Origin of the sequence: Paenibacillus lignilyticus (genome assembly GCF_017942085.1) — a bacterium.
Lineage (GTDB): Bacteria > Bacillota > Bacilli > Paenibacillales > Paenibacillaceae > Paenibacillus_Z > Paenibacillus_Z lignilyticus.
In genome coordinates this window covers 15,620-36,127 of the sequence record NZ_JAGKSP010000021.1, presented here as the reverse complement: position 1 = coordinate 36,127, position 20,508 = coordinate 15,620, and the positions used below count along the sequence as shown (strand labels likewise).

Annotated in this window: 17 protein-coding genes and 1 pseudogene; all 18 read left to right on the top strand. The window is 50.2% G+C overall.

What is annotated here, in order from left to right:
• Positions 1-140: 140 nt before the first annotated feature.
• The 18 genes and pseudogenes from katG to I8J30_RS28585 all read left to right on the top strand — a co-directional run bounded on the left by katG (position 141) and on the right by I8J30_RS28585 (position 20,506).
• Positions 141-2,318, top strand: coding sequence for a catalase/peroxidase HPI (katG, locus tag I8J30_RS28665; RefSeq protein ID WP_210663913.1), 2,178 nt, complete (start codon positions 141-143; stop codon positions 2,316-2,318).
• A gap of 115 nt (positions 2,319-2,433) precedes the next feature.
• Positions 2,434-3,345: pseudogene (locus I8J30_RS34325) on the top strand (hypothetical protein); the annotation flags it as partial.
• Between the two features lie 33 nt (positions 3,346-3,378).
• The gene (locus I8J30_RS34320) at positions 3,379-3,918 is read left to right on the top strand and encodes a sensor histidine kinase (RefSeq protein WP_420831260.1); all 540 of its coding nucleotides are present in this window, start codon (positions 3,379-3,381) and stop codon (positions 3,916-3,918) included.
• A 23-nt stretch (positions 3,919-3,941) separates the two neighbouring features.
• On the top strand, positions 3,942-4,340 hold the full coding sequence (locus I8J30_RS28655) for a DUF1398 family protein (protein WP_210663911.1): 399 nt from the start codon (positions 3,942-3,944) through the stop codon (positions 4,338-4,340).
• A 284-nt stretch (positions 4,341-4,624) separates the two neighbouring features.
• Positions 4,625-7,039: an RNA polymerase recycling motor HelD gene (gene helD / locus I8J30_RS28650; protein WP_240548458.1), complete on the top strand. Its 2,415-nt coding sequence runs from the start codon at positions 4,625-4,627 to the stop codon at positions 7,037-7,039.
• Between the two features lie 140 nt (positions 7,040-7,179).
• The gene (locus I8J30_RS28645) at positions 7,180-8,649 is read left to right on the top strand and encodes an S-layer homology domain-containing protein (protein WP_210663910.1); all 1,470 of its coding nucleotides are present in this window, start codon (positions 7,180-7,182) and stop codon (positions 8,647-8,649) included.
• Positions 8,650-8,779: 130 nt separating this feature from the next.
• Positions 8,780-9,142 (top strand): DUF1304 domain-containing protein, encoded by a 363-nt coding sequence (locus I8J30_RS28640; RefSeq protein WP_210663909.1) that lies wholly within the window; start codon positions 8,780-8,782, stop codon positions 9,140-9,142.
• Positions 9,143-9,327: 185 nt separating this feature from the next.
• Positions 9,328-9,702: a GntR family transcriptional regulator gene (locus tag I8J30_RS28635; RefSeq protein WP_210663908.1), complete on the top strand. Its 375-nt coding sequence runs from the start codon at positions 9,328-9,330 to the stop codon at positions 9,700-9,702.
• Positions 9,703-9,705: 3 nt separating this feature from the next.
• Entirely contained in the window at positions 9,706-10,422 is a 717-nt protein-coding gene (locus I8J30_RS28630; RefSeq protein ID WP_210663907.1) for an ABC transporter ATP-binding protein, read from the top strand.
• Entirely contained in the window at positions 10,422-11,165 is a 744-nt protein-coding gene (locus tag I8J30_RS28625) for a hypothetical protein (RefSeq protein WP_210663906.1), read from the top strand. Before I8J30_RS28630 ends, I8J30_RS28625 begins: the two co-directional genes overlap by 1 nt.
• On the top strand, positions 11,162-12,265 hold the full coding sequence (locus I8J30_RS28620; RefSeq protein WP_210663905.1) for a DUF4097 family beta strand repeat-containing protein: 1,104 nt from the start codon (positions 11,162-11,164) through the stop codon (positions 12,263-12,265). Before I8J30_RS28625 ends, I8J30_RS28620 begins: the two co-directional genes overlap by 4 nt.
• Positions 12,262-13,191: an ABC transporter ATP-binding protein gene (locus I8J30_RS28615; protein ID WP_210663904.1), complete on the top strand. Its 930-nt coding sequence runs from the start codon at positions 12,262-12,264 to the stop codon at positions 13,189-13,191. The genes I8J30_RS28620 and I8J30_RS28615 overlap by 4 nt, the downstream gene beginning before the upstream one ends.
• The gene (locus tag I8J30_RS28610; RefSeq protein WP_210663903.1) at positions 13,184-14,125 is read left to right on the top strand and encodes an ABC transporter permease; all 942 of its coding nucleotides are present in this window, start codon (positions 13,184-13,186) and stop codon (positions 14,123-14,125) included. The genes I8J30_RS28615 and I8J30_RS28610 overlap by 8 nt, the downstream gene beginning before the upstream one ends.
• Positions 14,126-14,360: 235 nt before the next feature.
• Complete coding sequence (locus I8J30_RS28605) at positions 14,361-15,305, top strand: ABC transporter permease (protein WP_210663902.1); 945 nt, start codon at positions 14,361-14,363, stop codon at positions 15,303-15,305.
• Between the two features lie 14 nt (positions 15,306-15,319).
• Entirely contained in the window at positions 15,320-16,249 is a 930-nt protein-coding gene (locus I8J30_RS28600) for a carbohydrate ABC transporter permease (RefSeq protein WP_210663901.1), read from the top strand.
• A gap of 98 nt (positions 16,250-16,347) precedes the next feature.
• The gene (locus I8J30_RS28595; RefSeq protein WP_210663900.1) at positions 16,348-17,850 is read left to right on the top strand and encodes an ABC transporter substrate-binding protein; all 1,503 of its coding nucleotides are present in this window, start codon (positions 16,348-16,350) and stop codon (positions 17,848-17,850) included.
• Positions 17,851-18,009: 159 nt separating this feature from the next.
• Positions 18,010-19,770 (top strand): sensor histidine kinase, encoded by a 1,761-nt coding sequence (locus I8J30_RS28590; protein WP_210663899.1) that lies wholly within the window; start codon positions 18,010-18,012, stop codon positions 19,768-19,770.
• Positions 19,745-20,506: a response regulator transcription factor gene (locus I8J30_RS28585; protein WP_091224740.1), complete on the top strand. Its 762-nt coding sequence runs from the start codon at positions 19,745-19,747 to the stop codon at positions 20,504-20,506. Before I8J30_RS28590 ends, I8J30_RS28585 begins: the two co-directional genes overlap by 26 nt.
• Positions 20,507-20,508: the final 2 nt, after the last annotated feature.

Here is a 20,508-nt window from a genome sequence, read left to right as displayed (position 1 = left end):
GGGACATATAAATTAGGTAGAGTCCTGTCGTGAAGAATGCCTAAAAAAACAATTGATTTCTGCAGTGTTTAGCTTTATAACTATAATTAGAATAATTATTATGTAGTACTCATTTCAGTTTTAGGGGTGATACATTGAATATGGAAAATGCTAACGCAGGGAAGTGTCCGTTCAATCATGGAAGCGCTACGACTCCTGCATCCAGTGGCACGTCGAACAGAAACTGGTGGCCGAACCAACTGAATTTGAACATTCTTCATCAGCACGACCGGAAAACGAACCCGATGGGCGCAGCGTTTAACTATGCAGAGGAATTCGCGAAGCTCGATTATCCCGCTCTCAAACAGGATCTTCGTGATCTAATGACGACCAGTCAAGAGTGGTGGCCGGCCGACTACGGTCATTATGGTCCATTCTTTATCCGTATGGCGTGGCACTCCGCAGGCACGTATCGTACGGGTGACGGGCGCGGCGGGGCGGGAACCGGTACGCAGCGTTTTGCACCTCTTAACAGCTGGCCGGATAATGGCAATTTGGATAAAGCGCGCCGACTGCTGTGGCCGATTAAACAGAAGTATGGCAACAAGATTTCTTGGGCGGATTTGTTCATTCTAACGGGCAATGTCGCGATAGAGTCCATGGGCGGCAAAACATTTGGTTTCGGCGGCGGCCGCGAGGACGTATGGCATCCGGAAGAGGATATCTACTGGGGGGCTGAAACGGAATGGCTGGGCGACAATCGCTACAAAGGCGATCGCGAGCTGGATAATCCGCTGGCCGCTGTTCAGATGGGCCTTATTTATGTGAATCCGGAAGGTCCGAACGGCAGCCCGGACCCGCTTGCAAGCGCACGCGACATTCGTGAAACGTTCAAACGGATGGGCATGAACGATGAAGAAACGGTAGCGCTCGTGGCCGGCGGGCATACGTTCGGCAAAGCCCACGGCGCGGGAGATGCCGCGCTTGTCGGAGCGGAGCCGGAAGGCGCTTCGATTGAAGCACAAGGCTTGGGCTGGCTGAGCACGCATGGCTCCGGCAAAGGGCGCGACACCATCACGAGCGGAATTGAAGGGGCATGGACAGCGAACCCTACGCAGTGGGACAATGGCTTCTTCGAGCTGCTGCTCGGCTATGAATGGAAGCTCACGAAGAGCCCGGCAGGGGCGAACCAGTGGACGCCTATTGATCCTGCAGAGGAGCATCTGGCACCCGATGCGGAAGATCCGTCCGTTCGTGTTCCGACGATTATGACCACGGCGGACATGGCACTGCGTACGGACCCGGCTTACGAGAAAATTTCTCGGCGTTATTATGAGAACCCGGAAGAGTTCGCCGATGCCTTTGCTCGCGCATGGTTTAAACTCACGCACCGTGACATGGGCCCTCGTGCAAGATATCTGGGGCCGGAAGTGCCGGAAGAAGTGCTGATCTGGCAAGATCCTATACCGGCAGCCGCCGAATCCGGGCTAACAGACGCAGAAGTAGAAGATCTGAAGTCGAAGATTCTAAGCGCCGGACTGACAGTCGGCGAGCTGGTTACAACCGCCTGGGCTTCGGCGAGTACATTCCGCGGCTCCGATATGCGCGGCGGCGCGAATGGTTCCCGAATCCGACTTGCTCCGCAGAAGGATTGGGAAGTGAACCAACCGGAGCAGCTGGCGAAGGTTATTTCTGCACTGGAAGCCATTCAGAACGGCTTGGATAAGCCAGTAAGCCTGGCCGACTTGATCGTACTGGGCGGCAGCGCTGCGGTAGAGAAAGCTGCCCGCGATGCAGGCTTCGATGTTACGGTGCCTTTCACCTCCGGACGCGGCGATGCCACGCAAGAGCAAACGGATGTAGAGAGCTTCGCCGTGCTGGAGCCGGTAGCCGATGGGTTCCGCAACTATCAGAAGAAGCAGTACAGCGTCAGCCCGGCTGAGCTTCTCGTGGATAAGGCACAGCTGCTGAACCTGTCTGCACCGGAATTGACGGTGCTTGTAGGCGGCATGCGCGTGCTGGGCACCAACTTCGGTCAAACCAAACATGGCGTATTCACCGATCGCGAAGGGATACTCACGAATGATTTCTTCGTTAACCTGCTGGATATGGGCTTGCAATGGAAGCCGATTAATTCCGTCGTATACGAAGGCCGTGACCGGAAGACGGGAGAAGTCGTACGTACCGCAACCATCGTTGACCTCGTGTTCGGCTCGAACTCCGTGCTGCGTGCCGTTGCAGAGGTCTATGCACAAGACGATAACCAAGAAAAATTTGTGCGCGACTTCATCGCGGCATGGGTGAAAGTAATGAATGCAGATCGTTATGACCTTGCCTAATCGATACAGCAGCGGACCATGCACTTATTGATTTTCATTCATAGAAGATAAAGAGCGCGTCCCTATTTGGGGGGCGCTCTTATTTTTTGTTCGGTTGTTCGATAAATATGATATTATGTCAATAACTCAGATCGCAATTCCATCATCCGGCTTTGAAAGTGGGCTCGTTTACGATATGAATTTTATACTCATGGCAGCGATGTCTTTAGTGCCGTTATTTTTAGGAATCGCTTGTAAAATGTTGTTTAAAACCAAACTAACGAACGCGATGTTAGTGTTTATGGTTTTTATGTGTTTGTGGCAATTGGACGTTAGCGTGTTATACAGCCTCGATATCCTGGACCAAGCCGGTATACTGGTCCTGTTCAAGCTGTTGCGGATCGGTTCGATTATGCTTCCCGTGGCATTCTTATATGTGGGCTATGTCACGCTAAAGTATCAAATCAAAGAGAACGTAAAGTGGATGAACTGGATCATCAATAAGTACACGTTAGGCATCTATGGTGCGTGGTCATTGTTTATTTACGCGGTCAATTGGACGACCTATGGCGTAACGGGCTTGATAACCATTCCCGGCGGTACGACAACCATCCTCTATCCCGTATACGGGGAATGGGGGGCCTTGTTTGTAAACCATATCAAACTTTTGATTGTCAGTATCGTACTAACGCTCATTTCAAGCCGAAAAATATCGGATAACTATTTAAGAAGCTTTCTGACTTCGTTTAGTCTGACCTTCTTATTTACCTATATGATTGGCGTGCTCAACCTGAAGGCGGGGACATTCATTTATTCGAGTCAAATTGCCGTCATGTTTTTCTCCATCTTCATTTTCTTTATTTTTGTTCGGCTAAGTACAAAGATTATAAGGGAAACCTCGCAAATCTTGAAACGCAAAGCCAAGGAAGAGCAAATTGAAATCAACACGTCCGGTCTAATTCATGAAATCGGTAATCCTCTGACGGTTGTGAACGGCTATTCGGCACTGTTAACCCAAAACGAGCAGCTCGACCCCAGAGCCAAAGGCATGGTTAACCAAATTACGGTTGCCGGTTCTCATATGAGCAGCATTATTACCAATTACGATCAATTTATTAAAAGCGGTAAAATTAACAGAGCAGACACCGATATTATGGAAGTCATACAAGAAGCGTTAGTGTTAACTTCAATCCGAATCAAAGAGAAGAACGTCATCATGGATTTGAGCGAGCAGAGACGGATGGCCGCGAGCATGGATAAAGATAAAATGAGGCAAGTGTTTACGAATTTAATCAACAATAGTATCGAGGCTATGGAAGGAAAAGAACGGAAGGTTATTAAAATTACAATCTTCAGTAAAAACAATGAAGGCACGATCATTTTCGCGGACACAGGCGCGGGGGTCGCTCGCGAGGAATGGGATCGTATATTTACGCCATTCCATACAACGAAGGACACGGGCATGGGGCTCGGATTATCCATCTCGCAGCGTATCTTAAATTCGCACGGTGGATATATTGAAATACTGAAAAGCGATGCGTCGGGAACAGAATTCAAAGTTTCCATTCCATTAATTGATTACAAAACGTTCGTGACCGGACAAGACATGGATGCCAAGTAAGTTGGGATAAGGAGAAGTTATTTATGAATATTGAAGAAGTGAAACGGATTAGCATGGTGTCCAAAAGCGAAAGATGGCCCTATCCGAGAACGTTCCAGGCATTACTCCAAGCCGGAGTCATTTCCTATCGGACAAGCGTGGCGAACGACAACATCGTATATATGGGGGCAGACAGCCAGTACGACGAAGCCGATTCGGCGTCAGTTTCAACCCTCGAGGTAGCGGAGCAGTATCAAGCTGATGCCGTAAAGAGAGGATTAGCGCATCATCAACAGCATAGGACTCCTTTCTCAGCGTTTCTTAGGGATATGGCAGCTGCGGGTGTGCAGTATTACGAAGTGAATATGATCGATCGTACAATTAACTATACAAGCGGAAGACCCGGAGAGTCGTATGTGGAGTCGGTCCCGGTTTTCGAATAGTTCAAGAAGCCATAACATACTCACCGGCGTGAGTCGTTGTGGCTTTTTGTTAACCCGCTCTGTAAATAAAAACACCCCGGGAAATTTTCCCGGGGTGTTTTTCGTAATCACCAATTGTGCTCCCAAAAGCAACATGCTATAATGAAAGAATTCTCTGCAGATTTATGTAATAAGTCATAGATACTGCATCTTACTTATACCTTAATTTTATCACAGGGAATTACGTTCTGTCAAATGTTCTTTTGCTTCTCCAAATTATTGTTTAAAGGAGTGTGTTGAGTAGGATGATACACGCAAAGGATTGGGAGAATGAACAAGAGCGGCTGGAACTGACGATGAGCAAACTCAGTGAGGCACTCGTGGAGCTTGAGCCTAAAGTGGATCAACTGGGTCATCAAGCGGCCGACATCCGTAAGCGATTCTGGGAAGAAGTTACGGTGAATACGAGTACCCATGAGGATTTCGAAGAGACGTTCTTCACGATTCAGCAGCAGGCAGCCGTGTTATCGGAACGGGAGCGCAGCCACCGGCAGCTGCAGCAGAAATGGAACAGCGTGAAACGACTGCTGCAATCTCCTTATTTCGGGCGAATCGATTTTCAAGAGACGGATCAGGATCTGATCGAACAGGTTTATATAGGTGTGTCCTCCTTCGTCGAACCGGATGGCATGAGTTTCTTAGTGTATGACTGGCGTACGCCAATTGCGAGTTTGTATTATGACTATTCTCCCGGAGAGGTTTCCTTTGAAACACCCGGTGGCGCAATTACGGGTATCATGACGAAGAAGCGGCAATACCAAATCCGCGATGGACGGATCCAAAATTTATTTGACTCCAGCATAACGATCGGCGACGAATTGCTGCAGCAGGTGCTCGGCAAGGGAGCGGATACGCAGATGAAGAGTATCGTGGCGACGATCCAAAAGGAGCAAAATACGATCATCCGCGATGATAAAAGCCGCATGCTTATTGTGCAGGGTGTAGCAGGCAGCGGGAAAACCTCTGCGGCGCTGCAGCGGGTGGCGTACTTATTGTACAAACATCGCGATAAGCTGACGGCCGATCAGATTGTCCTCTTCTCGCCTAATCCGATGTTCAATAGTTATGTGTCTACGGTTCTTCCGGAGCTGGGCGAGGAGAACATGCAGCAGACGACTTTCCAAGAATATCTGGACTATTGGCTGGGCTCAAACTATAAACTGGAGGATCCCTTCGACCAGCTTGAATATGTGCTAACCGAAGATTCGACGCCGGGGTATGAGTCTCGTATGAGCGGCATTCAATATAAGTCGTCGGAAGCGTTCCTTCAGGCTCTCCACGGCTATGCGTCATGGCTGGGGCAGGAAGGGATGCGGTTTAACGGAATTCGATTCCGCGATCGGGTATTAATTACCGGAGATCGGATAAAGTCCCAATTTTATAGTTACGACGCCTCGATTCGCCTGACCAACCGGATAACGTTGCTGCAGGAATGGTTAATGAAGGAACTGAACGTGCTGGAGAAGCTGGAGCGATCCGCGCCGTGGGTTCAGGAGGAATTGCAATATCTGGACAACGAGCAGTATGCGGAGGCGTTTAGTGAGCTGCACAAGGATCGCGGTGTGTTTGATTTTGCCGAGGAATATGCGAAGGTGCAGGAATTTGTTACGAAGAAGCGTCGCGGAGATGAAGCTGATTTCAGCTTCGCCGAACAAGAGGAAGAGCTGCTCAGCCGCATGGTCGTGAAAGAGGCCTTCAAGCCGTTAAGACGAAGCGTGAAAAGTATGTCGTTTATCGATATGCAGGGCATATACACCCAATTGTTCAACGAGCATGCCGCCGTTTTCCTTGACATGACGAATGCTGCCGAGGTGCCCGAGCATTGGCCGCAAATCTGTGAGCAGACGAAGGAGAAGTTGAGTCGACGCGAGCTGTATTATGAGGATGCGACACCCTATCTGTACTTGAAAGAACTCATTGAGGGTTCTCGGGTGAACACGATGGTTCGATATATCTTCGTAGACGAGGGCCAGGATTATTCGATGTTCCAATATCAGTATCTCAAGAATCTGTTCCCGCGCGCCCGCATGACCGTGCTGGGCGATTTCGGGCAGGCGATCTTCACGCAGGCAACGAATTTGCACGAAGCCGAGTCGCCGCTGCGCAGGCTTTACGGCGATGCGGAAACGAGCCGAATTCTGCTATCCCGCAGTTACCGTTCAACGCGCGAAATCGTGGAATTCACCAGGTCGCTGCTGCCGGGCGGCGAGGGGATCGTGCCCTTCGAGAGGAGCGGAAGAAAACCTCTCCTTATTCGGCTGGACAGTGACGACAAGCGGACGGCGCGAATCGCGGCGGACCTGGCGGCGCTTCAGGCCGAGGATTTCGGTTCCATCGCTATTATTACGAAGACAGCTGCCGAGAGCAGAGAAGCCTATGAACGCCTTTCTTCTTATGGCTGTCAGGGTCTGCGGCTTGTAACGAAGGAGACGCCTATCTTCGAGAAGGGGATGATGGTGATCCCTTCTTACCTCGCGAAAGGGGTGGAATTCGACGCCGTGATGATTTACGACGCTTCATCGTCGGTTTACCAACGGGAAAGCGAGCGCAAGCTCTTCTATACGGCATGTACGCGTGCCATGCATCGTCTTCTGGTGTATACGACGGGAGAATGGACGCCTTATATTCAGGCAGTAGATTCCTTCAACTATGAGGTATAAATGTGTTTTCAACGTGGCAGACACGGTACCGAATTGGGTGCCGTGTCTTTTTTTGTCGAAATAAGCTAAACAAAACGGATGGATATGCCGAAATAAATGCTAGAATAATTTACTAAATATTATTAAAGGAGCGTTTGTTGATGAAGAAGAAAGTTTCAAAATGGGTTATTCTGCCATTGGCGGTAAGTTTGCTCGTACCAAGCTTAGTTGCAAATGCAGCAGATTCAGCCCCAAAGACATCGGCTGATTTTAAAGATTTGGCGGGATTGGATGCAGCTCTCCAGGCTAAAATCGATGCGTTGTTGGCCAAAGGTATATTTGATGGTGTTGGTAATGGCACCTTCGGAATCGATCAGAACATGACGCGGGCACAAATGGCCAAAATAATAACTAAAATTTATGAAATCCCGGTCGACAACAGCATCAAGACTTCGTCGTTTAGTGACGTGGGCGGGGAAAATGGTTCTAACGCGTGGGCTATTGCCTATATTGAAGCAGCGAAGAAGGCCGGAATCATCAATGGAATGGGAGACAACACCTTTAATCCCGCTGATAATGCCACTTTGGGACAATTAGCTACAGCTTTAGTGAAAGGTTTAGGTCAATCCGTAAGCATAAGCGGTACGCCTTGGTATGCGGATGCCATTAGCAAAGCAGTGGCCAATAAGATCCTTCCGGAAGGAAGCGATGGAAAGAACCTCGCTACCCGTTCTGATCTTGTAGTTGGTGCATATGGCGGTCAGCAAGCCTATGAAGTGATTAAGAAAGAACAAGAAGAAGCGAATAAACCAACAACGCCGACAACGCCAACGAGCAATGGAGATACGACCGCGCCGAGTATCACGGCAGCTACCGTTAACGGCAGGAACGTAACGGTTTCCGATGGCGTAAACGGTGCGATTAGCTTTAAGAGCAGCGCGTATCTGACCGCGGGAACGCTTAGCGTAAGCGAAGCTTCGACGTTGATCATTACTGCAATTGAAGGCATCAACTTGACGGACTATCCGTCGTTATCGTTGTCTCAATCCCTAGCTTCCGGTTCGAACACGCTCGACCTGATCAGCAAGCTTGCAGCGCTTGATCCACAAGATGACGGCGTATCCATGGCGCTGCTTAATCAGTTTGATGCAAACCACGACGGGCTGGTCATCACAGGTACGCTTCGAGACGGTTCCAGCAACTCCCGCACAGTCACATTAACAATTAAAGCGGATGATATCGCGCCGAACCTGACTGGAGCGACCGTAAATGGCAACAATGTAACTATTAACAGCAACAACGGCAGTATTACAATATTAAGCGGTTACCTGACTGCAGGAACGATCACATCGAACGAAGATGCGACATTGACGATTGATTCCATTCAAAATGTGGAACTGTCGGATTATCCTTCGCTGTCCTTTACGCAGCAGCTTGTCGGAGGAACTGCATCATCCTTGAATCTAATCACTAAATTAGGCGAATTGGATCATCAAGGTGACGGTGTATCCGTTAGCTACTTGAAGCTCCTTGGCAACGACCCTTATCAATTGGTTGTATCCGGTACTTTGACAGATGCTGCGGGCAATGCCAACGAAGTTTCGATTACGTTCTACTGGGATCTCGCATAATCGGGCAGATGGTGCAGAGCGCACACCGTTTAGGTGGCGCTCTTTTTGTTTCAATTTAGTGCTTGTTCCGGCATGCGGGAAGAGGTATATATAAGGTATTACCGCCATAAGGACAGGGGAGAAGACGCAAATGACGATTATAGCTGCTATATTGGTTGCGCTTGTCGCAGTGGAGCACATTTATATTTTAATCCTGGAGATGTTTATGTGGACGACGCCCAGAGCATTAAAGGCATTCGGTACCTCGAAGGCGTTCGCGGAAGAGTCGAAGTCGCTCGCCGCCAACCAGGGGTTGTACAACGGTTTCTTAGCGGCGGGTTTGTTCTGGGGATTGTTCCATCCCGATGCCGCGGTCGGACATCAGATTCAACTGTTCTTCCTCTGCTGCGTGCTCGTTGCCGCCATCTATGGAGGCGTAACGGCGAAGAAATCCATCTTAACGGTGCAGGGTTTGCCTGCACTCGTTGCCCTGGCGTTCGTGTTGGCGACTTAATTCAGCTGACCTTAACCCAATACGGATGACCATCATATCGCGATTGTTTAAAGCCGCTTCCCGCATAGGAAGCGGCTTTTTGACGCAAAAAAACATAGCCATTGACAAACATCTCGAATTCCAACTATATTAACAGTACACTAGTTCAGTAGTGCACTGGTTCGCGGTCTATAGGAGGGTCGGACATGCAACTTAATTTTGACAACCCGAAACCGATATATTTGCAAATGGTGGACGAGGTCAAGAAGGCGTTAGTCAGGGGTGAGCTGGCGCCGGGAGACAAGATCCCTTCCCTGAAGGAAAGGGCTCAGATGTCGCAGGTTAACCCGAATACGGTGCAAAGGGCGTATCAAGAGATGGAGCGGGAAGGACTGACGGAAACGTTGCGCGGCCAAGGTACGTTCATCAAGAACGACCCGGCTTTGCTGCTGCATATACGAGCGGAGATGGCGAATGCGGCGGTACGCCAATTCATTGAGGAGATGCGGGGCCTTGGCGTCGATCCCGGTGAGACGGAGCACTTGCTTCGCAAGCAATTATACGAGGGCGAGGAGGCTTAGCGCATGAATGAACCTATCGAACAACGGAATATTGCCGAGCTGCAGGGCGTTCATAAACGATACTTGTTGAAACACGCGATTTACGGAATCGACCTCCAAATCCGCAAAGGAACAATCGTCGGCTTGCTCGGCCCGAACGGAAGCGGTAAATCGACGCTGCTCAAGATGATGGCGGGCATGATCTATCCGACGTCAGGCCGCATTCTCGTGAACGGCAGACAGCCGGACGTTCGGAACAAATCGCAAATCGCCTATTTGCCGGAGATCGACAATTTGTATGGCTGGATGACGGTGAAGGAAACGCTGCGGTTCATTTCCGGCTTTTATGACGATTGGAACGCGGACAAAGCGGCAGATATGCTCGAGAAGATGGAGCTGGACATCAACCAGAAGGTGCGCAGCTTGTCCAAAGGCATGCGTGCAAGGTTAAAGCTGATTGCTGCGTTATCCCGCGACGTGCCGCTAGTACTGCTTGATGAACCGTTCTCGGGTATCGATCCTTCCTCACGCGCCAAGATCATCCGTTCCATCGCCAGCGAATTTGAATCCGGCGAGCAGACGATCGTCTTGTCGACTCATTCCGTGAAAGAGTCTGAGCCGATGTTCGATGACGTGATCTTCCTGCAAGGCGGCCGAATCAAGCTGTACGACTCAGCGGAGAATCTGCGAGCCGAGTTTGGCTGTTCACTCGAGAACATATGGGAGAAGGTGTACGTGTAATGGCATTCCGCAATTTATTCCGCAAAGAGCTGAAGAGTGCTTGGCCATTGTACGGCGTCTTCTCCGTCGCGGTCCTGCTGATGGATTTCTTCCTCTTATTCAAGAGGAACCTATGGGACGATAGCGTTCTGACGATTTTATCGCTGTTACTCCCTTATATCTTTATTGCGACGATTACGATCGGCGTGGGGTATTACCAGCTGCATACGGAGTGGAGATCGAATTCCATCTACTTGCTGCTCTCCTTGCCGGTGCGTGGATGGAAAGTACTGGCGGCGAAGCTTGCGGCTACAATAACGCTGTTAATTGGGGTCATGCTGTGGATCGCAGCAAGCTTCTCGGTGACGCTCCTTATTGCCGAGTGGGACAAATGGCACACCGACTACGAAGTGCTGAGCTTCAAGCCGGAGCTGCTTAACCTGCTGCTGTACAGTTTCTTGCTCTACGTGTCCACTACTGTATTCGCGGTCGTTGTCGTGCAGTTCGCATTCTTATGCGGGCAGCTCGTGGCGCGATTGAAGTGGCTTGTCGTTCTGATCGCCTTCGTCACGGCGCTCTGGGCTACACTTCGGGTAAGCCCGTTCTTGTCGGCGCTGCTCAGCTTCACGCCGGATATATGGATTGGCGGCGAAGGCCAAGATGGATCGTTTGTGCAATCCGGACCGTTTATCGTTTTAGCCCTCATTATTGTCGGTCTAACTTGGTTGAACGGCTATATTTTTGAACGGGAAGTGGAGGTATGAAGATGACGCTGCGCTCCAAGAGAACGATGCTTCTCTCCGTCGTTTTTGTCCTATTCATTGCGATGATCCTGGATATCTGGATTCGCAAAGAGGAGCCTCTCGAACGCTTCGGTGAACAATTTGAAGACGAGGCGCAAACGCGGACACGTCAGCAAGCTGACCATGGCGTGACCAAGACGTACGAGAGGCAGCTTGAAATTGCCGATACAGGGGCAGGGCTGCGGGAGCTTCAGCTCTCCGGCACGAATGGCCCGATTACGGTGCAGCGGGCCACCGGCGACAACGTCAGCCTGCACTATGCGGTTACCGTGTCCGCATCGGACGCAGAGGCAGCTGATCGAAAGAACGAGGCGCTAAACATGGAGCAGCATAATGAAAAGGGTAAGGTTACGCTGGCTGCAATGGCCGGCGGAAAAACGCTTGATCATGACGATTACGACATCGCCTATACGCTGCTCGTGCCGGACGGCATTAAGCTTCGACTTCATGCGGAAGAAGAATCCATTCGGCTTGAAGGCCTTCGCGGAGATGCGGAAGTGGCCTCAGAAGGCGGATTGGTGGAGCTCGCAGGCATTGCCGGCAGCGTAATCGTTAACGGTTCATACGGCAATGTGTATGCGTCTGGGATTAACGGGAATATCAAGCTGAATAATCAGTCGGGTACTGCAACGATTGAAGATGTTCAAGGCCATGTATTCCTTGACAGCAGGTCCGGGAAGCAGTTTATCCGCCGCGTTCAAGGAGCGGTTAGCGGAGTTACCGAAGGCGGCCTCTTATACGTCAGCGACATCTCAGGCAACGTCAATCTGAGCGGAACTGACGGTGATATTGGGTTGGACGGCATTCGCGGTGACATCAAAGTCGTATCCCGATCCGGCACGACGGATGTGGTTCTGCCAAAGGACGGCGGATTTAGCTATAACGTTGAGGTAAACGAGGGCAACCTTCTAACCAAGCTGCCGTTTGTAAGCGACGACCCGGACAACGAACGCAAGACGAATTTAAAAGGTACAACCGGTACAGGTAAATGGAAAGTCGACATTACGGCAAGTATCGGAGATGTGATCATTCATTCCCCAATAGAGGAGGCACAACCATGAGCAACACGCCAGTCGTAAGCTTGCGCAACGTGACCAAGAAGGTCGGCAAGACGACGATCATTGATAATTTGACGTTTGACGTGCCGAAAGGCGAAATATTCGGTTTTCTCGGTCCCAACGGAGCCGGCAAAACGACCACAATCCGTATGATGGTTGGACTGATGTCGATCACCAAAGGCGAAATATTCATCCAAGGGCATAACATTAAGAACGAATTCGAGCAAGCGATCCGCCATGTCGGCGCGATCGTCGAGAACCCGGAAATGTACAAATTTCTGAGCGGCTATCGTAATTTGGTTCATTACGCACGTATGGTTCCCGGAGTGACAAAGGAACGAATTGACGAAGTGGTCAAGCTGGTGAAGCTGGAAGACCGCATTCACGATAAGGTGAAGAAGTATTCCCTCGGGATGCGCCAACGGCTGGGCGTCGCTCAAGCGATGCTGCACAATCCGTCCTTGCTCATCCTGGATGAACCGACGAACGGACTCGACCCGGCGGGCATTCGCGAGCTGCGCGACTACTTGCGGTATTTGACGCGGACTGAAGGCATTACGGTCATTGTATCCAGCCACTTGCTCTCCGAGATGGAGCTGATGTGCGATCGCGTGGCGATTTTGCAGAAAGGCAGATTGGTGGATATCAAACCGATTCATGAATTTATCGGCTCCGATGAGCAAAGCAAGTCCTATCTCATTGAAGCCGACTTTACCGATGCAGCGGTGGAGGCAATTAAGCAGATGGAAGGCGTCAAAGAAGTGAAGCGTGTTGAGGGAGGCGCGGAAATCGTAACCGGTCGGGAACGGATTCCACGCATTCTGTCGTACTTAATGGGCAGCGGAATCGATGTCTACGGCGCACATCCAATTAAAGTGTCGCTGGAAGATCGGTTCTTGGAAATGACGGGAGGCGAGCAGGTTGGTTAACTTAATTCAGAACGAAAACATGAAAGTCTACCGCCGCTGGCGAACTTGGATCATGGTTGGATTCATGATAGCGGTCGTGTTTACCGCCAGTCTCGTGGAGTGGTATTACGACAACGACATCACTTCCGATACGTGGCAGAAACAAGTCGAGCAGCAGAAGGACTCCATGGTGAAGGAATTGGACGATCCGAAAACAGGCGAAGAAACGAAGAAATATTATGAGAATCAAATTGCACTTATCGATTATCGGCTGGAGCATAATATCAGACCGGAAGACGGCACGATGTGGAGCGGCATTAACGGTTCCGCTACATTAGTGATCTTGATTACGCTGTTCACCGTCATTATTGCCGGAGACAGCTTGGCCGGCGAATTCTCGACAGGGACGATCAAGCTGCTTCTCATCCGTCCCGCCAGTAGGTTGAAAATTCTCATCTCCAAGTACGTATCCATGATTCTGTTCGGCATCTTGTTGTTAATCGTGCTGTTCGTTGTATCCGTGTTGATTAACGGATTGCTGTATAAGTTCGGCGATATGAGCTTGCCGATGGTCGGCCTGGATTCGAACGGCGACATCTTCGAGCGGAACATGGTTCTTAACCTGTGGAAAACCTATTTGCTGAACGGCGTATCCACCGTGATGTACGTCACGATCGCGTTCATGATCTCATCAGCATTCCGCAGCAGCGCGATGGCAATCGGGTTCTCGATCTTCGCCTTGTTCGCGGGAGCTATATTGATGGAGCTTATTCAACGTTATGATTGGGCGAAGTATGTGCTGTTTCCGAACCTGAATCTTGCACAGTATCTGGAGGGGCGGCCGTATCAGGATGGGATGACGCTTTCCTTCTCCATCATCATGCTGGTCATTTACTTTATCGTGTTCAATCTTGTTTCGTGGCTGGCGTTTACGCGCCGGGACGTAGCGGCATAAATCGGTTCATAACCGGCACCACAATTTAGCTCAATTTGTAAAAAGCTTTCAATCCGCCAAATGCTGGCGGTTGAAAGCTTTTTATTTTGCACATTCACCCCCAAAACCTAACGTTTGTTGACTGCGGTCTTATGTTTGTTGTCTGGAATGGGGTCTCCAATATTCTATACAATGACATCAGTTAGTTTGAAAGCGCCTACACGCTGAACATGAACAAACGGAAGGAGTGGCTAACATGGACATGAAGAGCGGACGTAAACGCTTACGAACACGCTGGCGCACGCAGGATACGGAACTGACGTTTCTGGCCCTGCCGACGACCATTTGGTATATCTTGTTTTGTTTCTTACCGATGTTCGGTCTCATTATTGCCTTTAAAGATTTCAAGATACACGGTGGCTTTCTCAGCAACGTCATAAACAGTGAGTGGTCCGGCTTCAAAAACTTTGAGTTTCTGTTCAAGTCGAACGATGCTTGGGTCGTGATGCGCAATACGCTGGGGTACAATTTGATATTCATCATTCTGAGCATTGCGGTACCCGTCACATTGGCGCTAATGATCGGTCAGCTGCACAGCAGCAAGGCCGGCAAAATTTATCAAACGATGATGTTCCTGCCTTATTTCTTATCTTGGGTCGTTGTATCCGCCATTGTTTGGGCGTTTCTGAGCTTCGATAAAGGGATCGCCAATCAATTCCTGGCAGACCTCGGCAAGGATCCCGTGAACTGGTATATGGAGCCAAAATATTGGCCGTACTTTCTGATTTTCATGAACGTATGGAAGGGCTTGGGCTACGGCATGGTTGTCTATTTGGCGACCATCACCGGCATCGACAGCACGTATTACGAGGCCGCCGTAATCGATGGCGCATCCAAATGGCAGCAAGCGCGATTTATTACTTTGCCGCTGATGAAGCTTGTTATCGTGATGATGTTCATTCTGGCTGTAGGGCGAATCTTCTATACGGATTTCGGATTGTTCTTCCAGGTGCCGCGGGATTCCAACTCGCTCTTCAATGTAGCGACTACCATCGACGTTCTCGTCTATAAGCAGCTTAAGACCGCTACGGTAGGTATGGCTTCCGCTTCCGCTTTCGTACAATCCGTGATGGGTTGTGTGACCATTCTGATTGCCAACTGGGTCGTTCGTCGTGTAGACCGAGAGAGCGCAATGATGTAAAGGAGGAGCGGGAAATGAAAACAAGAGTGAAATATGAAAGCGGTCTCGACAAGTTTAACCGAATCGGGACCGCCACTAACATCAGTTTCAATTTGATTTTTATTGTGTTGGCGCTGGTTTGCCTCGTGCCTGTTCTAGTGGTGCTGTCCGTATCGCTGGCCAGCGAGGATTCCATCCGTAACGATGGTTATCATCTCATTCCGACCGCTTTTTCCGGAGAGGCTTACCACTATATCGTGAAGCAAGGGAAGATGATTAGTCAGGCGCTCGGCATCTCCGTGCTCGTTACCGTCGTCGGTACGGTGCTTGGCGTGATGCTTACGACTTCGATGGGGTATGTTCTTTCGAGGCCGAATTACAAGCTTAACGGGCTGTTGACTTGGATCGTATTTATCCCGATGGTGTTCAACGGAGGTTTGGTATCCAGTTACTATATCAACTCTAACTTGCTGGGCCTGAAAGATACGGTGTGGGCGCTCATTCTGCCCTTGGCCGTCTCCTCCTTCAATGTCATCATTTGCAAAACGTTCTTCAGAAGCACCATTCCGGACGCTCTGATTGAATCCGCCGAGATCGACGGCTCGAGCCAGCTGCGCATCTTCTTCTCCATCGTGCTGCCGATTTCGCTGCCGGTTCTGGCCACCATCGGATTGTTCCTGTGCTTCTCTTATTGGAACGATTGGTTCCAATCCATGCTGTACATCAACAATCAGAACTTGTACTCGCTGCAAGCGCTGCTGAACAGCTTGATGAGCAACGTGGACGCCCTGGCGAAGAATGCTTCCAGCATGGGGATCAGCTATGCGGAGCTTGTCGCCACCATGCCTAAGGAATCCGCGCGTATGGCCGTGGCCATCGTCATTGTGGTTCCCGTTGCCGTTGCCTACCCGTTCTTCCAGAAATATTTCATTTCCGGTCTGACGGTCGGCGCTGTTAAAGGTTAATCCGAAATAAACCTGGCTTAGTCCGGTTTATGATAGCTGCCGCCTGATACAGTCAGTCGGCGGAAACAAAGATAGCAATCAAAGGGAGGAAATGTTTTATGAAAAAAACAAAGAAGCAACTGCTTGCCATCGGTGCTGCGGCACTCCTGACGACAACCGCTCTTGCGGGCTGCGGTAATTCGAACTCCAATTCCGAATCAAGCAACAACACGCCTTCTAACACACAGACAGAAGCGAACAAGCCGGCTGAGTCGGGTGAAGTGCCTACGCTGGTATGGTGGACGATTGGCGGCCAAACGCCTGCCAACTTCGACAAAGCCATCGCAGCGATGAACGAATACACGGCCGAGAAGATCGGCGTTAAAGTTGACATTAAGGTAGCCAGCTGGGGCGACTGGGATACGAAGATCAACACCATCGTAAACACCGGAGAACCTTTCGACATCATGTTCACGAACAACAGCAAGTACAGTCAGCAAGTTAACTTAGGCGCATTTGCCGATCTGACCGATTCCGTACAGAGCGATTCGCCTGATCTCTACAAGCTCATCCCCGAGAAAGTTTGGGATGGAACGAAGATCGGCGGCAAAGTTTATGCCGTACCGACGTACAAGGACTCTTCTTTGACCCAATACTGGGTGTTCGACGATAAGTATGTACAGAAATATAAAATCGACGGCGCCAGCATCAAGACGTTGAAAGATCTCGACAAACCGTTCCATGACATGAAGGCCGGCGAAGGCAAGAGCTTCTACCCGCTGTCACTCACGCAAGGCGACGGATTTAACGGATTCTTCAACGGCTACGATGATATGACGCTTGGTCTTCCGCCAATCGGCGTTAAAGTCGACGATGCTTCCCGCAAAGTTGTCTCCGTGCTCGAGCAGCCGGACATCATGGACGGTCTGAAGCTGCTGCACCAATGGTACAAAGACGGCATCATCAATCCGGATGCGCCGACGAAGACGGAAGCGGACAAGGCGCGCCCATTCTTCGCGGCACAGGCATTCCCGGGTGCGGAAGCAGGCTGGCAGATCACAGAGGGCGTTGCGAAGTACGACATGTTCCAAATCTTCGGCCCAATTTATACAACGAGCACCATCCAAGGCTCTCTGAATGCAATCTCGGCGAACTCGAAATATAAAACAGAAGCTTTGAAATATCTGCAATTGGTAAATACTGATCCCAAGCTGCGCAATATGCTGGCGTTCGGCGAGCTGGGTGTCGACTATGATAACGTAGACGGCGAGAAAGTGGTTGAGCGTAAAACAGATACTTGGCCGCTGGCAGCTTATACGCAAGGTACGTTCTTCGACCTGGCCGTAACGAAAGGCGCTCCGGTAGATCAATGGGATCAAGTGCGCAAGCTGAACGATCAAGCGACTTCGTCCACGAACTTAGGCTTCGCTCTGGACATCAGCAAGCTCGGCACGGAAGTGTCCAACACGAAAGCGGTATGGGACAAATATCGTTATGAGCTGATGACGGGTGCTTCTGATCCGGAAGTCATGGTACCGAAGATCGTTGCTGAACTGAAAGCAGCCGGCATGGATGCCATTACTGCTGCCGCTCAAGAGCAAATCAACAGCTATTTCAAATAAGCCACAGCAAGTAATCTACAGTAAAAGTCATACAGAAAACCCGAACGGAGATAGCCGTTCGGGTTTTCTGCCACGAAATACCTGATTGCTTTATACGACAACTACGTTATAAGGTTGAGAGTGGGTACGACAAAAGCCTTACTGCAAAGGAGACGCCGCATGCTTTCATTTATGCAAATTAAGATCTATCGCGGCAAATTCATTGCATATGCGGTATTTGTGGTGTTCATCGGCTTGACGATCGGCGCACTCACTTGCGCAGTACTGCTGGATCAATGGGTGGGAAATTCGCGCAATGAAGCGAACGGCGCGTTCACTCGTGTGGAGAATACCCTTCAATATGATGCCGACCGAATCGAGGCCTTCATGCAGCGGGTGTATTCCAACAGCGCGCTCGTATCCGATGTGCGCAGCTTTTTGGGGAATACCGCAGAAGGATATCTGACGAGCCGACTGCAGAACAGCCATTATAATCGACCGCTTGTCTCTTTTCCCGAGGACATTAAATCCTTTCTGAGCAACGGGGGAAAGGGAGACATTACTCAAATCAGCCTGCATACCTCGCTTGAGGGTAATGTCGTGAGCTTCGACAGCAACGGAAATACGAGCTTTCAATTCCGTTTGCCGAATACGGATCCCAAGTTCCGCGAGACCATCCAGCGCGGTTTCGTCTACCATAAGAAGCTTTCCGATCCGAACCAGATCGCCCGTCAGCTGGGCGAATTCCGATTCTTGGTCAGCAGCGACCGCATATTCAAGACGGTGCAGAACTATCACCTAAGCGAAGCGGCAGCAATCAGCGCTTCCGGAGAGGTGTACCAAGTCGCCGGCAACGGCCGAAACACAGAGGAGCTGGTTCGCAGAATCGTGGCGGACGGACGCAGCCATGGGTTTCTGAAGACGGGCTTTGCGGATGCGGTGTACTTCGTGTCCTTCAACTCCACGGAGTTTGATTACCGGTTCGTCAGCATGGTAGATATGGCTCCGCTTATACGTCAGAAAGCGAGCGTACTGCTCATCGTATTCCTAATCGTGCTGGTTGCGATGATCAGCGTATTGCTGCTCATTATGTATAACCTGCGCGAGGACGCAAACTTCCTGCGGCGGATTATTCTGTCGATCGGACGCGCGAAAACGGCTGATTTTACACTGGTTAACCCGGCGCGCTACCGTAGAAACGAATACGGCATGATTGCGCGCGAGCTGGACGATATGATCCAACAGCTCGACCGCCATATTCAAACGAATTATTTGCTCAAGCTTAAGCAGCAGGAAACCGAAATGAAAGCGCTTCAGCATCAAATCAATCCGCATTTTCTATATAATACGCTCGAGGTTATTCGTTCCTCTGCGCTGATGAACCGTGCCGACTACACATCCGACGCCATCGCCACATTGGGGGCCTTGTACCGGGATATCGTGAAGAACGAGAATATCATTCCGCTCGGCAGCGAGCTAAACCTGCTTCAGAAGTATCTGAAAATCATGGAATTTAAATATCCGGAACGCTTTTATTATCAGCTTAACGTGGAACCGCCGCTGTTAGCTTTGCCAACCGTGAAATTCTGGCTGCAGCCGCTGGCGGAAAATTTCTTCATCCATGGCTTCAACCCCGAGAGCGAGTTCAACCTGCTGATCGTTAACGGTTGGGAGGAAGAAGACCGCTTCGTGCTGGAGATTATGGACAACGGCAACAAGATCCCTGAGGAGCGTTTGGCCGAAATCAGGAACAAGCTTGCCAGAGGCGACGATGCCGAGCCGGATCATATTGGCTTACGTAACGTGTATACAAGACTGCACTTCTTCTATGGGGCCGGGTTTTCGATGACCATCGACAACAATGAAGAAGCGGGCGTTAAAATAGGTGTATTCCTATCCAAGGAGGCTACATTCGATGTACAAGCTACTGATCGTAGATGACGAGCCGCAGATTCTGGAGGGCGTGAAACGAACGCTGGATTGGGAGAAATACGGCTTTGGCCAAATAGAGACAAGCGAAACGTATGAAGGCGCAATCTCGAAGGCGGTGGAATTCTTGCCTGACCTGGCTATTTTCGATGTGTGCATCGGCAAACAGCGCGGGTATGACGCCATCCACAAGCTGAATGAACTGCGTCTTCCTTCAAAATATATCATGATGAGCGGCTATGGCGAATTTCAGTACGCACTGGAGGCCATCCGCTGCGGCGCCAAGGACTATCTGCTCAAGCCCGTCGACCGGACGAAGCTGCAGCAATTGGTGGAGAAGATTATCGTAGAGGATCTGCACGGCACCATCGAAGGTTCGGATCGCGATGATCTGGACATCGATCCGGTGCTCGGCGTGCGTTACGATAGTTTGTCCAAGCTGACCAATCGCATTCTGTTGATTGTGAAAGCGGAGTATGCGCAGAACCTGAATTTGAAATCGGTTGCAGAACGTTTTCGCATGAATGGGACGTATCTTGGGCAGTTGTTTCTTAAGGAGACGCATAAGAAGTTTTCGGAGTATCTCATGGCTTATCGGATGCTCAAAGCCCAGGAACGCATTCAGAATACGGACGAGAAGATCGTCAGCATCGCGCTTTCTGTGGGATATCCGAACCTGAACTATTTTTACTCTCATTTTCATGCTTATTTCGACAAATCGCCCTCGGATTTGCGGAGAAAGGAATAGAA

What these genes read in the sequence shown, in the direction of transcription:
- katG (WP_210663913.1), top strand. Translation starts at nt 141, where the DNA reads ATGGAAAATGCTAACGCAGGGAAGTGTCCGTTCAATCATGGAAGCGCT.
- I8J30_RS34320 (WP_420831260.1), top strand. Translation starts at nt 3,379, where the DNA reads ATGAGCAGCATTATTACCAATTACGATCAATTTATTAAAAGCGGTAAA.
- I8J30_RS28655 (WP_210663911.1), top strand. Translation starts at nt 3,942, where the DNA reads ATGAATATTGAAGAAGTGAAACGGATTAGCATGGTGTCCAAAAGCGAA.
- helD (WP_240548458.1), top strand. Translation starts at nt 4,625, where the DNA reads ATGATACACGCAAAGGATTGGGAGAATGAACAAGAGCGGCTGGAACTG.
- I8J30_RS28645 (WP_210663910.1), top strand. Translation starts at nt 7,180, where the DNA reads ATGAAGAAGAAAGTTTCAAAATGGGTTATTCTGCCATTGGCGGTAAGT.
- I8J30_RS28640 (WP_210663909.1), top strand. Translation starts at nt 8,780, where the DNA reads ATGACGATTATAGCTGCTATATTGGTTGCGCTTGTCGCAGTGGAGCAC.
- I8J30_RS28635 (WP_210663908.1), top strand. Translation starts at nt 9,328, where the DNA reads ATGCAACTTAATTTTGACAACCCGAAACCGATATATTTGCAAATGGTG.
- I8J30_RS28630 (WP_210663907.1), top strand. Translation starts at nt 9,706, where the DNA reads ATGAATGAACCTATCGAACAACGGAATATTGCCGAGCTGCAGGGCGTT.
- I8J30_RS28625 (WP_210663906.1), top strand. Translation starts at nt 10,422, where the DNA reads ATGGCATTCCGCAATTTATTCCGCAAAGAGCTGAAGAGTGCTTGGCCA.
- I8J30_RS28620 (WP_210663905.1), top strand. Translation starts at nt 11,162, where the DNA reads ATGAAGATGACGCTGCGCTCCAAGAGAACGATGCTTCTCTCCGTCGTT.
- I8J30_RS28615 (WP_210663904.1), top strand. Translation starts at nt 12,262, where the DNA reads ATGAGCAACACGCCAGTCGTAAGCTTGCGCAACGTGACCAAGAAGGTC.
- I8J30_RS28605 (WP_210663902.1), top strand. Translation starts at nt 14,361, where the DNA reads ATGGACATGAAGAGCGGACGTAAACGCTTACGAACACGCTGGCGCACG.
- I8J30_RS28600 (WP_210663901.1), top strand. Translation starts at nt 15,320, where the DNA reads ATGAAAACAAGAGTGAAATATGAAAGCGGTCTCGACAAGTTTAACCGA.
- I8J30_RS28595 (WP_210663900.1), top strand. Translation starts at nt 16,348, where the DNA reads ATGAAAAAAACAAAGAAGCAACTGCTTGCCATCGGTGCTGCGGCACTC.
- I8J30_RS28590 (WP_210663899.1), top strand. Translation starts at nt 18,010, where the DNA reads ATGCTTTCATTTATGCAAATTAAGATCTATCGCGGCAAATTCATTGCA.
- I8J30_RS28585 (WP_091224740.1), top strand. Translation starts at nt 19,745, where the DNA reads ATGTACAAGCTACTGATCGTAGATGACGAGCCGCAGATTCTGGAGGGC.